Here is a 14,877-nt window from a genome sequence, read left to right on the forward strand (position 1 = left end):
ACCGACGCCGATCCTTCCCTTCCCGGACGGCAAGCAGCATCCCTACCGTGCCCGGAACACCCCACGCCCGCGAAAGGTGGTGATCTACAGATGTCGACGGACACACCCTCTCCCGCCACGACGACCCGTGAGCGGTATGTCGCCGTACAACGGTCGGACGAGTTCGCCGGTCTGCGCCGCGCGCTGCGCGGCTTCGTCTTCCCGATGACCGTGGCCTTCTTCCTGTGGTACGCGCTCTACGTGATCCTCTCCGCGTACGCGCGGGGCTTCATGGGCACGAAGCTGTTCGGCAGCAACATCAACGTCGCACTCGTCTTCGGGCTGCTCCAGTTCGTCTCGACGTTCCTGATCGCCTGGCTCTACGCCCGGTACGCCGACCGCAGGATCGACCCGGTCGCCGACCGGATCCGCGACGAGATCGGGGAGGTGAACCATGACCACGACGGTCCTCGCGGCTGAGGCGGGCAGCAGCACCGCCCGCAACCTGACGATCGTGCTGTTCCTGGTCTTCGTGGCGGCCACCCTGGCCATCACCATCTGGGCCAGCCGGCAGACCAAGACGGCGACCGACTTCTACGCCGGTGGCCGGTCCTTCTCCGGTTTCCAGAACGGCATGGCGATCGGCGGTGACTACATGTCGGCCGCGTCGTTCCTGGGCATCGCCGGCATCATCGCCCTGTACGGCTACGACGGCTTCCTCTACTCGATCGGCTTCCTGGTCGCCTGGCTGGTGGCGTTGCTGCTGGTCGCGGAGCTGCTGCGGAACTCCGGCCGGTACACGATGGCCGACGTGCTGGCCTTCCGGATGCGGCAGCGGCCGGTCCGGACCGCCGCCGCGGCGTCCACCATCACCGTGTCGATCTTCTACCTGCTGGCCCAGATGGTCGGCGCGGGCGCGCTGGTGGCGCTGCTGCTCGGCATCCGGCCGGGCACCACCTTCCTCGGCATGGACGCGGACACCGCCAAGGTCGCCACCATCATCATGGTCGGCGCCCTCATGATCATCTACGTCACGGTCGGCGGGATGAAGGGCACCACGTACGTCCAGATCGTCAAGGCGTTCCTGCTGATGGGCGGCGCGCTGATCATGACGCTGCTGGTGCTGGCGAAGTACAAGTTCAACCTGTCGTCGCTGCTCGGCGACGCCGCCGCCTCCTCCGGCAAGGGCAGCGCGTTCCTGGAACCCGGGCTCCGGTACGGCGTCGAGGTGGCCGGGAACGCCACCCAGACCTTCTACAACAAGGTCGACCTGCTCTCGCTGGGCATCGCCCTGGTGCTCGGTACGGCGGGTCTGCCGCACATCCTGATCCGCTTCTACACGGTGCCCACCGCCAAGGCGGCCCGCAAGAGCGTGCTCTGGGCGATCGGCATCATCGGCACGTTCTACCTGCTCACCCTGGCCCTCGGGTTCGGGGCGGCGGCGCTGGTCGGCGGTGAGGCGATCACCGCCCAGGACAAGGCGGGCAACACCGCCGCGCCACAGTTGGCCGAGCGGCTCGGCGTCGACTTCCTCGGCGGGGACCTGGGTGGCGCGGCCCTGCTGGCGATCATCGCGGCGGTCGCCTTCGCCACCATCCTGGCGGTGGTCGCCGGGTTGACGCTGGCGTCCTCGTCCAGCCTGGCGCACGACTTCTACGCCAACGTGATGAAGAAGGGGCAGACCTCGGAGCGGCAGGAGGTCCGGGTCGCCCGGCTCTCCGCCCTGGTCATCGGCGCGGTCTCCATCCTGCTGTCGATCTACGCGCAGAACCTGAACGTGGCGTTCCTGGTGGCGCTGGCCTTCGCGGTGGCGGCCTCGGGCAACCTGCCGGCGATCCTGTACAGCCTGTTCTGGCGGCGGTTCAACACCTCCGGCGCGGTCTGGGCGATCTACGGCGGTCTGCTCTCCGCGGTCGGTCTGGTGTTCTTCTCGCCGGTCGTCTCCGGGTCGCCGACCTCGATGTTCCCGGACCACGACTGGCAGTGGTTCCCGCTGTCCAACCCGGGCATCCTCTCCATCCCGTTCGGCTTCTTCTGCGGCTGGCTCGGGACGGTGATCTCGAAGGAACGCGACGACGACAAGTACGCGGAACTGGAGGTGCGCGCGCTCACCGGCGCCGGCGCCCACTGACGCGTCGGGACGGACCGGTCCGGTGGTGTCGCGGCGCGGGGCCCGCGCCACCGGACCGGTCGGGCCGCGCCAAAGGGTCCGGTCGGACCCGCGCCACCGGACCGGTCCGGCCCACGTCGTCGCACCGGTCCGGCCCGCGCGGCCGGGCCGGTCGAGCCGCGGTCCCGGCCGCCGCTGAGTAGGCTGGCCGGCATGAAGGTAGCTCCCCGTTTCGGCCCCGGTCATCGCATCCTGGTCACCGGAGGTGCCGGTTTCGTCCCGTCGCACCTGGTGGAGGTGCTGCTCGACCGCGGGTGCACGGTCGTCGCGGTGGACAACTTCGTCACCGGTTCCAAGGAGAACGTGGCCCACCTCGTCGAGCGTCCCACCTTCACCCTCGTCGAGGCGGACGTCTCCGAGGGCCTGCCGACCCACCACCCGGCCCTGGCCGAGCGGTTCGACGCGATCCTGCACATGGCCTCCCCGGCCAGCCCGACCGACTTCGCCCTGCTCCCGATCGAGATCCTCCGGGTCGGCTCGGTCGCCACCCTGCACCTGCTGGACCGGGCGGTCGCCGACGGCGCGCGCTTCCTGCTGGCCTCCACCTCCGAGGCGTACGGCGACCCGAAGGAGCACCCGCAGCAGGAGACGTACTGGGGCAACGTCAACCCGATCGGCGTGCGCAGCGTCTACGACGAGGCGAAGCGGTTCGCCGAGGCGGCCACCATGGGGTACCACCGCTTCCACGGCCTGGACGTGGCGATCGTACGGATCTTCAACACGTACGGGCCGAGGATGCGTCCGGACGACGGCCGGGCCATCCCCACCTTCATCGCGCAGGCGCTGCGGAACGAGCCGATCACCGTGCACGGCACCGGCGCGCAGACCCGGTCGATCTGCTACGTCGACGACCTGGTGCGCGGCATCCTGCTGCTGCTCGACTCCACCGAGACCGGCCCGGTCAACTGCGGCACCGAGCACGAGATGACCATGCGGCAACTGGCCGAGTTGATCGTGTCGCTCTCCGGCAGCAGCTCCGAGGTGGCCTACGTCACCCGCGCCGCCGACGACCCGGAGAAGCGCCGGCCGGACCTCACCCTGGCCCGGGAACTGCTCGGATACGAACCCCGGATCACGCCCGAGGACGGCCTCCGACGCACGATCGACCACTTCCGGCAGCGGATGGGGTGACCGTCCGGTAGCGGGACCCGAACCGCGTTGCTTCACCTGAAGGCGTGACTGGCCCCGGGTACGTACCCTGAGTTACATGTCAGCGACCATGCCAGCCGGCCTCCGGCTCCCGTACCTGCACCGGGGTTCCGCCGGGCGCGCCTCGGTCCCCGGCTCCGGCCCGACCGGGCGGGCCCGACCGGGTGGGCCGGCCGCCGGGTACCCGGACCACGACGGGCCCGGCCTGGCCGGTGGTGGGCCGACCGGGCCGGGCGGCCCCGGGCGTCCGGTCGGCCCCGGTCGGCCCGGACCCCGGCCGCGCTGGGGGCGGATCGCGCTGGTCACCGGCGTGGTGGTGCTGGTGCTCGCGCTGCTCGGCGGGATCGGTGCCTGGGTCTACGCCCGAGGACTGGACAAGGACCTCGCCCGGACCGACCCGTTCTCCGAGATCACCGACGGTCGGCCGGCCAAGACGGTCGACGGCGCGCTGAACATCCTGCTGGTCGGCAGTGACTCGCGGGACCCGGACGCCCCGGTCGACCAGAAGAGCCAGTGGCGGGCCGACACCATCATCGTGATGCACATCCCGTCGAACCACGCCGAGGCGTACCTGGTCTCCATCCCCCGTGACCTGTACGTGCCGATCCCGGAGAGCGCGAACGCGGACTGCGCCTCCGGTCAGCGCGGGAAGATCAACGCGGCGTTCGCGTTCGGCGGTCTGCCGCTGGCGGTACGGACCGTGGAGTGCTTCACCGACGTGCACCTGGACCACGTGATGGCGATCGACTTCGCCGGCTTCAAGCAGGTCACCGACGCCCTCGGCGGGGTCGACCTGCCGGTGGAGCGGACCATCACCTCGATCCACAAGCCGTACCGGACCTTCACCAAGGGCGTCAACCACATGAACGGGGCCGAGGCGCTGGACTGGATCCGCCAGCGCAAGCAGTTCCCCCAGGGTGACTTCGCCCGGATGCGGCACCAGCAGGAGTTCCTCCGGGCCCTGATGGACAAGGCGGCGAGCAGCGGCACGCTGAGCAACCCCCGGAAGCTGAACGCCTTCCTCCAGTCGGTGACCGCCGCGGTGACCGTGGACGAGGGTTTCTCGCTGGTCGACATGGCGATGCAGTTCCGGAAGCTGCGGGGGGACAACCTCACCTTCGTGACCAGCCCGCACAACGGCAGCGAGACCATCGACGGCGAGTCGGTGGTGGTCTCCGACCGGGAGAAGGCGTTGGCGATGTACCGGGCGATGACCAAGGACGAGATGGCCCAGTGGGTCAAGGCGAACCAGCCGGCCCCCAAGGCCGGCGGCTGACCAACGGTCCTGGTCATGGCCCGGATGGTCAGGGTCCGACGGACTCCGCCCTGAACTGTTCGACGGACGTGGAAACCGATCGGCGGTCGGTACGCCCCGGTGGGCGGGCCGGCCGCCGATCGGTTTCCACGGCTCAGCCGTTCGGTCACTAGATGGCATCGATGTCCGGAAGACCGGAAACGGCGCGCCGATGAACTCGCCAGATCGGAATCGGATCCGTAAAGTGATCCCGCCCCCGATCTCGCGAGCTGGAGAACGCATGCCGGTTCAGTCCCGTCGTCGCCCTCCGTCACGCGAACCCGTACCCTCGGCCGGTCGGGTCTCCGCGTCCGTCGTTCCGCCGCCCCGCCGGGGCGGTAGCCGTGCCGGTGACGGCCCGCCGAAGCGCAAGCGCCGCAAGGACCCGCTCTGGGCCCGGCTGACCGTGGTGGTCGGCGCGGTGCTGATGATGACCAGTGGTGCCGCGATCGTGGGCAGCAAGGCGATCATCGGTCAGGCCACCGGGAACATCTCCCAGCAGAACCTGCTCGGCGACGCGGGCAAGACCGACGCCGAGGGCGGCGACACCCTCGAGGGCCCGATCGACATGCTGCTGCTCGGCGTGGACGCGCGGGCGAACTCGGGTGACGACGTACGCGCCGACAGCATCATCGTGCTGCACATTCCGGCGACGCACGACCAGGCGTACCTGATCTCGATTCCCCGGGACACCGAGGCGTACATTCCGGCGTTCCCGAAGACCGGGTTCGACGGCGGCACCGAAAAGATCAACGCCGCTTTCCAGTTCGGGATGCGCAACGGGGGCGGCTGGGCCGGCGGTGCGCAGCTCATGGCGCAGACCATCAAGAAGATGACCGGGGTCAGCTTCGACGGTGCCGCCATCATCAACTTCGGCGGTTTCAAGAAGGTGATCGACGCCCTGGGCACGGTACGCATCTGCGTCACCCAGGAGGTCACGTCGTACCACATGAAGTACGTCGACGGTAAGCCGATGTGGAACGCCGAGGCGCGCAAGACCGGCAAGCCGATGAAGCCGGTGGTGCACAAGAAGGGCTGCCGGGAGATGGAGGGCTGGGAGGCCCTCGACTACTCCCGCCAGCGGTACGGTCTGAAGAACAGCGACTACGACCGCCAGCAGAACCAGCAGCAGCTGATCAAGGCGATGGCGAAGAAGGCGATCAGCGACGGCGCGATGACCAACCCGCTGAAGCTGAAGAAGCTGATGGAGGCCGCCGGGGACACGCTCGTCCTGGACACCGGTCGGGCCGACGTGGCGGACCTGGTCTTCACCCTGCGCGGGGTCACCGACAACGAGCTGACCATGCTCCGGACGAACAACGGCACGTACCACGTCAACGAGCACGGCCGGGAGTCGCTCAGCCCGCTGACCCTGGACATGTTCCAGGCGGTCAAGAACGACAAGCTCTCCGAGTTCGTGTTCGCGAATCCGGGCGTGCTCTCCACCCGCAAGTAGCGGCTTCCCCGGCCGCGGGGACGCCTGGCTCGGAGACACCCTCGGGGGACAGCCCGGCGGATCGGACGAAAGCCACTCATGTCGCGGATCGCCCCCCTAGCCTGAAGGTGAGCAGGATTCACCTGCCGGCTGGGGGGAGGCGTCACGTCCAGGTCGGAGCGGGGCAGGACGGGTACAGCCGGGCGTCGACCGGCCGGCCGCACGCCGCGCTGGGCGCGGCTGCTGATCGGCGTCGGCGTCGCGCTGGCGCTGGTGGCGGCCGTCGCGGTGGTGGGCGTACAGGCCCTCACCGAACGGTACGACCGTTCGGTGGCCCGGGGACACCTGCTCGACGACGACGTCCGCCGGGACCGGACCGACCCGGACGGCCCGCTGACGTACCTGCTGGTCGGCTCCGACCGGTTCGGCAACGTCGGGAAAGCCGACGAGCGCTCGGACACCATCCTGGTCGTGCACCTGCCGGCCGGGCTGAAACGGGCCTACCTGATCTCCGTACCCCGGGACCTGCTGGTGGCCGTCCCGCCCGCCCCGAACGGGTACGGCGGCGGCCAGGACAAGATCAATGCCGCGTACGACCTGGGCGGCGGGGGCGAGGCGGGCAGCCGGCTGCTGTCGGCGACCCTGCACCGGCTCACCCGGCTGGAGTTCGACGGCGCCGCCATGATCGACTTCACCGGGCTCCGCAAGGTCATCGACCTGCTCGGCGGGGTCCGGATGTGCGTCGACACCGAGGTCCGTTCGGTGCACACCGGCACGGTCTTCGCCCCCGGTTGTCAGCAGATGGACGGGGCGCGGGCGCTGGACTACGTCCGGCAGCGCTACGACCTGCCCGGCGGCGACTACGACCGGCAGCGCCACCAGCAGCAGCTCCTGCACGCCATGCTCCAGCGGGCCGGCGAGACCAACCTGCGCGGCGACCCGCTCAAGCTGGACGAGGTGATCCGCGCGGTGGGCGGTTCGCTGACCGTCGACACCAACGGCGTACCCCTGGAGGACCTGGTGCTGGCGCTGCGCGCGCTACCCTCCGACGGGCTGGTCGGCCTCCAGGTGCCGTCGTCGCCGCAGGTCATCAGCGGGGTGTCGTACGTCGTGCTGGACAACGGCGGCAACGGGCTGTTCGAGTCGGTCCGTACCGGGCGGGCCGCCCAGTGGACCGCCGCGAACCCCCGGTGGGTGAACCACCTCTGAGCCCCGGCGACAGCTAACCTGTTTCCGTGTTCGGACCCCAGGTACCCACCATGACCGTGAACGACGTCGCCGACGACACCTACCTGCTGGACGTGCGGGAGGACGACGAGTGGGCGGCCGGGCACGCCCCCGGCGCGCACCACCTGCCGATGATGGAACTGCCCGCCCGGATCGCCGAGGTGCCCAACGACCGGGACGTGGCGGTGATCTGCCGCTCCGGCGGTCGTTCCGCCCAGGTCGTCGCGTACCTGATGAACAACGGCTGGGACCAGGTCCGCAACGTCGAGGGCGGGATGGGCCACTGGGCCGCCGCCGGCCGACCGGTGACCACCGACAGCGGCGCGCCGGGCCACGTCATCTGACCCAGCGGCGATGAGCGGTCCCCTGGTCTTCGCCCACCGAGGCTCCTCCGCCGACCTGCCCGAGCACACCCTCGCGGCGTACCTGCGGGCGCTCGACGAGGGCGCCGACGGGCTGGAGTGCGACGTCCGGCTGACCCGGGACGGGCACCTGGTCTGCCTGCACGACCGGCGGCTGGACCGGACCAGCAACGGGCGGGGGCGGGTCAGCGCGTACACGCTGGCCGAGCTGGAGGCGTTGGACTTCGGCTCGTGGCACCCCGGCTGCGCCCCACCGGACCCGGACGAGCCGGTCGACCCCACGCGTACCCGGCTGCTCACCCTGGAACGGCTGCTCGACGCGGTCCGGGCCGCCGGCCGGCCGGTCCGGCTGCTGATCGAGACCAAACACCCCACCCGGCACGGTGCCGGCGTGGAACGACGGCTGGTCGAACTGCTCCGCCGGTACGGGCTGGCCGAGCCGCGCCCGGACGACCCGGTACGGGTGGTGGTGATGTCGTTCGCCCCGCTGGCGATCCGCCGGATCCGGGAACTCGCGCCGGCGCTGGAGACGGTGCTGCTGCTGGAGGTACTGCCGGCCTGGCTGCGGGCCGGCCGGCTGCCGTTCGGGGTCCGGATCGCCGGGCCGGGGGTGGCCCTGGTCCGGGCCCGGCCGCAGCTGATCCCGGCCCTGCGCGCCGCCGGCCACCAGGTGTACGTCTGGACGGTCAACGAGCCGGCCGACCTCGACCTCGTCCTCGCCGCCGAGGTGGACGGGATCATCACCGACCGGCCGGCCCTCGCGCTGGCCCACTGCGGCCGGCCCACCGCCTGATCCCCGTACCGCCATGCCCCGGGCGTGATCCGCCCGCGCCCCGACCACGGCGCATGCCCGCCGCCCGGTCTGTCGCGGCCGACCCGCCGGGTGTGCCCGGTCGCAGACCCGCCGGGTATACCCCGTCGCGGCCGACCCGCCGGGTGAGCACGCCTGTTCCGACCGGGGGTGCCCAAAGGGGGATCGACAGGGCACACTCTGGGTCATGCCGGAGCGACCTGACTACGCCGCTCTCATCGCCGGCCACACCGTCGTCATCGAGATGATCAACTCTGGCGACGCCGGGCTGCCCGTGCTCACCCAGCTGCTCCGGGTGGCCCAGCCCACGCTCGGTGCGGCGGGCATGGCCTTCGTCGAGTTCGCCCCGACCGGCGGCCGGGTGATCGCCGCGACCGGCGCGGCCGAGTGGGCGATCGGCCGCCCGCTGCCGCCGTCCGACCCGGCCACCTCCTGCCTGATGCGCGGTCCCCGGGTGCAGCAGGTCCGGGTGGACCAGCAGCCCGGAAGCTACGCCGCGGAACTGACCCGGCGGGGGCTGTACTGCCTGGTCGCCGCCCGCGCCGAGATCGCCGGCCTGCCGGTGGGCAGCCTGCACGCCCTCTACCCGACCGACGGCGAGGAGATCACCGGGGAGCCCTCGGTGATCGGTTACCTCGCCACCTGCGTCGCGCACATGTACGGCGACCAGACCGGCCTGCCGGTGCACGGGGACGGGCCGGTGGTGGCCGCGCTCGCCGACGGGCTGGCCGTGGTCGACCGCAACGGCGGCGTACGCCTGTGGAACCCGGCCGCCGCCCGGGTCACCGGCCGTACCGCCGCACAGGCCCTCAACGAACCGCTGCCGTTCCCGCTGCCCCCGCCCGGCCAGGTGCTCGACCACCGGCTACCGGACGGGCGCTGGTTGCGGGTCACCGCCGGGGAACTCCCCGGGCCGGGTCAGCTGCGGGTGGTGACCTTCCGCGACATCACCGACCAGCACCGCCGCGACCAGGACCGAGACCTCTTCGTCGCGGTGACCAGCCACGAGCTGCGTACCCCGGTCACCGTCATCAAGGGGTACGCGAACACCCTCACCGACCACTGGGACTCGCTCACCGACGCCGACCGTCGCCAGGCCGCCCGGGTGATCGGGCAACGCGCCAACGAACTGGCCCGCCTGGTCGACCGGTTGCTCTCCTCCGCCACCGACATCGGGCCGGGCGCGGACACCCCACGGACCGCCTTCGATCTCGTCGAGGCGCTCGGGTCGGCGGTCGCCGACCTGCCCGGCGAGCTGCGCCAGCGGATCGTCCTCCGGCTGCCGGCCCGGTTGCCGCAGGTCCTCGGCAGCCGACCCGACCTGGCCACCGTGCTGACCGAGCTGACCACCAACGCCGACAAGTACTCCGCGCCGGGCTCCCCCATCGAGATCAGCGCCGACGCCGACGAGCACACCGTGTCGTTCCGGGTCAGCGACCGGGGCATCGGCATCCGACCGCAGCACGTGGAACGGGCCTTCGAGCGGTTCTGGCAGGGCGAGTCGGGTGACCGGCGGCGGTATCCGGGGGCCGGGCTCGGCCTGTACCTGGTCCGCCGGATCGTGGAGCAGCAGAACGGGTGGGTATCCCTACGACCGAGGCCGGGTGGGGGTACCGTCGCAGAGGTGCGACTGCCGCGCGGGTGAGGCCCCACCGGCGCGGGCGCACGGCGAGGAGGCACGGACGTGTCGACGAGATCGGCGGAGCGGTCCTGGTGCGTGGTGGTGCCCCACCACGCGACCGGAGCGCGCCTGGCCCGGCACCGCCTCGCCGGGGTGCTCGCCGACGAGGTGCCGCCAGCGCTGCTGGCCGATCTGGTGGCGGTCCTCGCCGAGCTGGTCGGGAACGCGGTCCGGCACGCCGAGCCGCTGCCCGGCGGCGTGGTGCGGGTGTCCTGGCGGCTGGTTTCCGTCGACGGCGGCCAACGCGTCCGGGTCCAGGTCACCGACGGCGGGGCGGCGTCGCCGCCCCGGATGCGCGCGGCCGGGCTGGACGCTGTCGACGGGCGCGGACTGCACATCGTGGCCGGCCTGGCGACCCGGTGGGGGGTCGAGCGGGACGGTCTGGGCCAGAGCGTCTGGGCCGACTTCGAGCCGACCGGGGTGGCCCGGTCGGACCTGGTCGGCGCGGGCTGAGCCCCGCCGGGACCGGCACCGGAGGGCGGCGGTCACCCCGCGCCCCCACGTCGCAGCCGTCCGGCCCTTAGGCTGTCTCGCCGTGAGCAAGCGTCGAAAGAACCAGCGGACCACCGAAGCCGTCCCGAAGCGGGAGAAGGTGCGCGACATCTTCGTACCGCGCCCGTTCGAGGGACTGACCGACGAGCCGGAGTGGATCGCCCTGCGTGAGCTGGTCCCGGCCGCGTCCGCGCCGCTGCGGCTGACGCCCGCCCTGGTCGAGGAGTACGGCGAGCGCGAGGTCACCCTGGCGACCGTGCTGCCGATGGCCGCCCCGGCGATGACCAAGCCGGACGGCCGGGTCTTCGTCGGGCTGCAACGGCACCTCCAGTCCGGCGACGTCTCCCGGGACCTGGCCGAGGCGCTGCTCTGCGCGCTGCGTACCGAGCCGGGCCGGTCGGTGGCGGTGCCCCCGCTGCCCGGCCCCGGCCCCCGGCTCCAGGACGTCCTGGTGGACGGCCCGCTGGAGGTCACCATGCACGACGGGTTCGAGTTCTGGCTCGACCCGGGCGCCACCGACGACCCGAACGTGCAGGCGTCCCTGGAGCGGGCCAACGCGGCCGTGTACCCGACCGTCCGGCTCACCGCCGCCCGCGCCGCGTACTGGTGTCAGGTGCCGGAGAAGGCGCACGTGCGCTGGGTACTGCCGGACGACGAGGACGCCGCCCTGGACGCGCTGGCCCGGCTCGGTACGGCCGGCACGCTGACGCTGGGCGAGCAGACCCGGTTCGCCGGCATGTTCCGGGCCCACGGGCGGCTCGTACCGGTGTGGGACCTGCCCGCCGAGCCGGCCGCGACGGAGTGGGAGGAGCCGCTGGCCGGCTTCGCCAAGCGGTACGCCGACGCGCTCGCCGACCCGACGCCGTTGGACGCCGCCGGTCGGCGCACCCGGCAGGGTCTGCTCGGCCGCCAGCTCACCCTCCGCTGAGCCGCCGCCGGCCCGTCAACGACGGTGACCCGTTCGTCGCGGCCGGGTCGCTGCCTCTCCGCCGCCCGCTGAGTCGCCCCCTTCCCGGTTCCGCCGGGAGGGGGTCGGTACCTACCGGGTCAGCGGGTCGCGGACCAGCGGGCAGGACATGCAGCGCGGGCCACCCCGGCCGGAGCCCAGTTCGGAGCCGGCGATCGGGATGACCTCGATGCCGGCCCGTTCGAGCTGGGCGTTGGTGCCGACGTTGCGCTCGTAGCCGACGCAGAGTCGCGGGGCCAGCGCGAGGGTGTTGTTGCCGTCGTCCCACTGTTCGCGTTCGGCGGTGACCGGGTCGAGCCCGGTGTCGATCACGCGGAGCACGTCGAGGTCCATCGCGTCGGCCGCCGCGCGCAGGAAGGGCGCCGGCCCGTCCACCCGCGGGTCGCCGTCCGGGCCGGCCACCACCGTGTACGCCGAGAGGGTGTCGGCCAGGTTCGGGTACATCAGCACGGCGTCCACGTCGACCATGGTGCAGACGGTGTCCAGGTGCATGGTGGCCCGTTCCTGGGCGATCGGAACCACCAGCATGGTGTGCGCCAGTTCGGCGGCGAAGACCTGGCGGGCCAGCCGTTCCGCCCCGGCCGGGGTGGTCCGTTCGCCGACGCCGACCGCGACCACGCCCGGGGCGAGCAGCAGCACGTCGCCGCCTTCGAGGTGTTCCAGTCCGGGTTGGTAGACCGAGTGGGAGCCGGCGAAGCGCGGATGGTGCCGGTAGATCGCGTCGGTCAGGCTGGTCTCCCGCCGCCGGGCCGGCATGGCCAGGCTGGTCACCCCGACCCGGTCGCCGATCCAGAGTGACGAGTCCCGGGTGAACAGCAGGTTCGGCAGCGGGTCGATGACGAAGTCGTGCCGGTCCATGAGCGTGTAGACCAGCCCGCCGGGCCGGTCCCAGCTGGTCCGCAGTTCCTCGTGGGCCAGGCCGGCGATCAGCACGCCGGCGAGGGCGACCGGGTCGAGGTACGCGAGGTGGTCGGCCACCCGACGGCGGAGGGTGTCGCCGAGCCGCCGGTCCCGGAGAACCTGCTCGGTGAGTTCGGCGCGGGCATCCGGTACGGCGAGGGTCTCGGCCAGTAGGGTGGCGACGTACAGCACCTCCACCCCGCGTTCGCGCAGGGCGGCGGCGAAGGCGTCATGCTCCTCCTGGGCCCTCCCCACCCATGGGATAGCGTCGAACAGCAGGGAGTCGTTGTTGCGGGGGGTGAGTCGCGCGAGTTCGGGGCCGGGCCGGTGCAGGAGCACGGTGCGGAGCCGGCCGACCTCACTGTCCACGTAGTGGGTCACCTATGCAGCGTAGGCCAGCTGTTGGCGTCATCCGGAAAATGGTGCGTCCATGAATGTGGCATTCATCCGCACTCACTCCGGTGCTTCGACTTGCCGACACACCGGTCTAGCCACGTAGGGTAGTGAGGACATAACTTCGAGGGACCTTTTGCCGGAGGTCGCGATGTCTGTCTTTCCCGCACGACGAGCCGTATCCGCCGGCCGGGCACTGCCGCCCACCGGTGCTCCACAGCCACCCGCCGAGGCGCCCGGCGCGCTCGCGCCGGTCCGGCCGTCCCCGTTCGGGTGGGCCCGTCGGCGGCGCGCCGAGCGCGGTGCCCGCCGGCTGGAGGCCGCCGGAGCGCGCGCGCTCGGCCAGCTCGACAGCCTCGGGCCGGCCTGGCACGTGATCGAGTGGCCGCGTATCGACCTGTCGGACGCGCTGCTCGACGCGGAACAGGACGAACGCGGCAAGTACCTCGCCATCGGGCCCAGCGGTCTCTTCGCGATCAGCATCGTCGACCACGGTCGGACCCGGGTGCTCGTCGCCGGGGACGTCGTCCAGATCAACGGCAAGCGACCGCCGTACGTGGCGGAGGCACGCCGGGACGCCAAGCGGGCCAGCAAGGCGCTCACCAAGGCGGTCGGCAAGACCATCCCGGTCGCTCCGGTGCTGGCCTTCGTCGGCTCCGGGGACATCAGCGTCTACGGGCTGCCGAAGGACATCCTCATGTCGACCCACCGGGAACTCGACCGGCTGCTGATCGCCGGTGGCAACCGGATCAGCCCGGCCACGGCCGAGAAACTGGCCCAGGTCGCCCAGCATCCCGCCACCTGGACGAACGGCACGTACCGTCCAGGTGCCGACTACCGGTGGTACGAGGAAAGCCGAATGGCCGCTGACAAGCGGGCCAACCACCGGTAACGTCACCCGCGACGCCACGCGGCCGGGAGCTCACCGCCAGGTCCGCGCCGTCGCCGGTCATCCGCTGGCGGACACCCCGCGCCACCTGCGGTCCGGCGGCTTCCGCAGATCACCGGTGAGCAGGTGGTCGACCAGCGTGGACAGCCCGGCGGTGCACAGAGGAGGCTCGGTGGCCCACGTCGAACTCTCGCTTTCGGACGTGTTCGCGCCGACGGCGCACGCGTCGACAGAGCCCGAGTCCGACAACTTCGGGCAGTGGTGCGCCACCGTCTCCCGGGCCCTGGAGCCCTGCCTCCTCATCGACCTGGAGACCAAGGTCGCCGCCGTCTCGGCGTCCGGCTGCGAACTGCTCTGCCTGGGGGTGCCCGACGACCTGGTGGGGCTGCCGCTGCTCGACGGCGGGCTGCGGCTGCTCGACTTCACCGCCAACCGGGGTGAGCTGACCGAGCAGGAGGTCGACAAGATCCCGCCGCTGCTCGCGCTCACCTCCGGCCGACTCGCCCGGGGCCTGCTCCGGGTGCAGGCCGCCTCGGCGAACACGCCCGACGCCACCGTCGACGCCATCTCCACCCCGGTGCTCGCCAACGGCGTCCTCGCCGGCTCGCTCACCTTCTTCTCCGAGGTCTGACCGGGCCTCCGCCGCAGGCCCGGGCCGGCGTGACGTGGCGGACGTCGTACCCCGGAAGGCTGGGCCGGCCACCCCGCACACCGTAAGGTGCCCTCATGCTGGATATCGCTCTGCTGCCGGGGGAGTACTCCGTGTGCCGGCTGGCCGCGGACACCGCCCTCCCCGTGACGGTCTGGAGCGACCTCGGTGCCCGGCAGGTCGTCTCGGTGAGCTGGGCCGGTGACGGCGTCTCACTGATCTGCCCGAGCGAACGGGTGCCCGAGGGGGTGACCGCGGAGACGGCGTGGCGGTGCCTGCGGGTGACCGGCCCGCTGGACGTGGCCCTGACCGGCATCCTCGCCGCGCTGGTCGGCCCGCTCGCCGAAGCGAGGGTCAACGCGATCGCGTTCTCCACGTACGACACCGACCATCTGCTGGTCCCGGCGGTACGCCTCACCGAGGCCCGGGCCGCCCTGCACCGGGCCGGACACCGGGTCGCCGACTGACTTCACCCGGAG

General features: G+C 71.9%; 15 protein-coding genes. 14 read left to right on the forward strand and 1 reads right to left on the reverse strand.

Going from position 1 to position 14,877, the window contains the following annotated elements:
- Positions 1 to 90 precede the first annotated feature (90 nt).
- The 11 genes from PVK37_RS05730 to PVK37_RS05780 all read left to right on the forward strand — a co-directional run bounded on the left by PVK37_RS05730 (position 91) and on the right by PVK37_RS05780 (position 11,528).
- The gene (locus PVK37_RS05730; protein WP_275032692.1) at positions 91 to 459 is read left to right on the forward strand and encodes a DUF485 domain-containing protein; all 369 of its coding nucleotides are present in this window, start codon (positions 91 to 93) and stop codon (positions 457 to 459) included.
- Complete coding sequence (locus PVK37_RS05735; RefSeq protein WP_275032693.1) at positions 434 to 2,110, forward strand: solute symporter family protein; 1,677 nt, start codon at positions 434 to 436, stop codon at positions 2,108 to 2,110. Before PVK37_RS05730 ends, PVK37_RS05735 begins: the two co-directional genes overlap by 26 nt.
- A 192-nt stretch (positions 2,111 to 2,302) precedes the next feature.
- A complete protein-coding gene (locus PVK37_RS05740; protein ID WP_275032694.1) occupies positions 2,303 to 3,280 on the forward strand; it encodes an NAD-dependent epimerase/dehydratase family protein in 978 nt (325 codons plus the stop codon).
- Positions 3,281 to 3,356: 76 nt separating this feature from the next.
- Positions 3,357 to 4,574 (forward strand): LCP family protein, encoded by a 1,218-nt coding sequence (locus PVK37_RS05745; protein WP_275032695.1) that lies wholly within the window; start codon positions 3,357 to 3,359, stop codon positions 4,572 to 4,574.
- A gap of 259 nt (positions 4,575 to 4,833) precedes the next feature.
- Positions 4,834 to 6,048, forward strand: coding sequence for an LCP family protein (locus tag PVK37_RS05750; protein WP_275032696.1), 1,215 nt, complete (start codon positions 4,834 to 4,836; stop codon positions 6,046 to 6,048).
- Positions 6,049 to 6,300: 252 nt separating this feature from the next.
- Positions 6,301 to 7,236, forward strand: a complete 936-nt coding sequence (locus tag PVK37_RS05755; RefSeq protein WP_480212893.1) for an LCP family protein — start codon at positions 6,301 to 6,303, stop codon at positions 7,234 to 7,236.
- A 26-nt stretch (positions 7,237 to 7,262) separates the two neighbouring features.
- Complete coding sequence (locus PVK37_RS05760; RefSeq protein ID WP_275032697.1) at positions 7,263 to 7,598, forward strand: rhodanese-like domain-containing protein; 336 nt, start codon at positions 7,263 to 7,265, stop codon at positions 7,596 to 7,598.
- A gap of 10 nt (positions 7,599 to 7,608) precedes the next feature.
- A complete protein-coding gene (locus PVK37_RS05765; protein ID WP_275032698.1) occupies positions 7,609 to 8,409 on the forward strand; it encodes a glycerophosphodiester phosphodiesterase in 801 nt (266 codons plus the stop codon).
- Positions 8,410 to 8,614: 205 nt separating this feature from the next.
- Positions 8,615 to 10,072, forward strand: a complete 1,458-nt coding sequence (locus tag PVK37_RS05770) for a sensor histidine kinase (RefSeq protein WP_275032699.1) — start codon at positions 8,615 to 8,617, stop codon at positions 10,070 to 10,072.
- Positions 10,073 to 10,144: 72 nt separating this feature from the next.
- Complete coding sequence (locus PVK37_RS05775) at positions 10,145 to 10,561, forward strand: ATP-binding protein (RefSeq protein ID WP_423791057.1); 417 nt, start codon at positions 10,145 to 10,147, stop codon at positions 10,559 to 10,561.
- Positions 10,562 to 10,643: 82 nt separating this feature from the next.
- Entirely contained in the window at positions 10,644 to 11,528 is an 885-nt protein-coding gene (locus tag PVK37_RS05780; RefSeq protein WP_275032701.1) for a DUF5926 family protein, read from the forward strand.
- 111 nt (positions 11,529 to 11,639) lie between these two features.
- Here the strand turns inward: PVK37_RS05780 and PVK37_RS05785 are convergent, their stop codons facing one another.
- Positions 11,640 to 12,848, reverse strand: a complete 1,209-nt coding sequence (locus PVK37_RS05785) for an arginine deiminase (RefSeq protein WP_275032702.1) — start codon at positions 12,846 to 12,848, stop codon at positions 11,640 to 11,642.
- A 163-nt stretch (positions 12,849 to 13,011) separates the two neighbouring features.
- On the opposite strand from PVK37_RS05785, the gene PVK37_RS05790 reads away from it, so the two are divergent.
- The 3 genes from PVK37_RS05790 to PVK37_RS05800 all read left to right on the forward strand — a co-directional run bounded on the left by PVK37_RS05790 (position 13,012) and on the right by PVK37_RS05800 (position 14,865).
- Positions 13,012 to 13,752 (forward strand): hypothetical protein, encoded by a 741-nt coding sequence (locus tag PVK37_RS05790; RefSeq protein WP_275032703.1) that lies wholly within the window; start codon positions 13,012 to 13,014, stop codon positions 13,750 to 13,752.
- A gap of 169 nt (positions 13,753 to 13,921) precedes the next feature.
- Positions 13,922 to 14,380 carry a hypothetical protein gene (locus tag PVK37_RS05795; RefSeq protein WP_275032704.1) on the forward strand — a complete coding sequence of 153 codons (459 nt, stop codon included), beginning with the start codon at positions 13,922 to 13,924 and terminating at the stop codon, positions 14,378 to 14,380.
- A 95-nt stretch (positions 14,381 to 14,475) separates the two neighbouring features.
- Positions 14,476 to 14,865, forward strand: a complete 390-nt coding sequence (locus tag PVK37_RS05800; RefSeq protein ID WP_275032705.1) for an ACT domain-containing protein — start codon at positions 14,476 to 14,478, stop codon at positions 14,863 to 14,865.
- Positions 14,866 to 14,877 lie beyond the last annotated feature (12 nt).

Source organism: Micromonospora cathayae (assembly GCF_028993575.1).
In the GTDB taxonomy this organism is placed as follows: domain Bacteria; phylum Actinomycetota; class Actinomycetes; order Mycobacteriales; family Micromonosporaceae; genus Micromonospora; species Micromonospora cathayae.

Coding starts and splice junctions, on each gene's coding strand:
- PVK37_RS05730 (WP_275032692.1), top strand. CDS start 91: ATGTCGACGGACACACCCTCTCCCGCCACGACGACCCGTGAGCGGTAT.
- PVK37_RS05735 (WP_275032693.1), top strand. CDS start 434: ATGACCACGACGGTCCTCGCGGCTGAGGCGGGCAGCAGCACCGCCCGC.
- PVK37_RS05740 (WP_275032694.1), top strand. CDS start 2,303: ATGAAGGTAGCTCCCCGTTTCGGCCCCGGTCATCGCATCCTGGTCACC.
- PVK37_RS05745 (WP_275032695.1), top strand. CDS start 3,357: ATGTCAGCGACCATGCCAGCCGGCCTCCGGCTCCCGTACCTGCACCGG.
- PVK37_RS05750 (WP_275032696.1), top strand. CDS start 4,834: ATGCCGGTTCAGTCCCGTCGTCGCCCTCCGTCACGCGAACCCGTACCC.
- PVK37_RS05765 (WP_275032698.1), top strand. CDS start 7,609: ATGAGCGGTCCCCTGGTCTTCGCCCACCGAGGCTCCTCCGCCGACCTG.
- PVK37_RS05770 (WP_275032699.1), top strand. CDS start 8,615: ATGCCGGAGCGACCTGACTACGCCGCTCTCATCGCCGGCCACACCGTC.
- PVK37_RS05790 (WP_275032703.1), top strand. CDS start 13,012: ATGTCTGTCTTTCCCGCACGACGAGCCGTATCCGCCGGCCGGGCACTG.
- PVK37_RS05800 (WP_275032705.1), top strand. CDS start 14,476: ATGCTGGATATCGCTCTGCTGCCGGGGGAGTACTCCGTGTGCCGGCTG.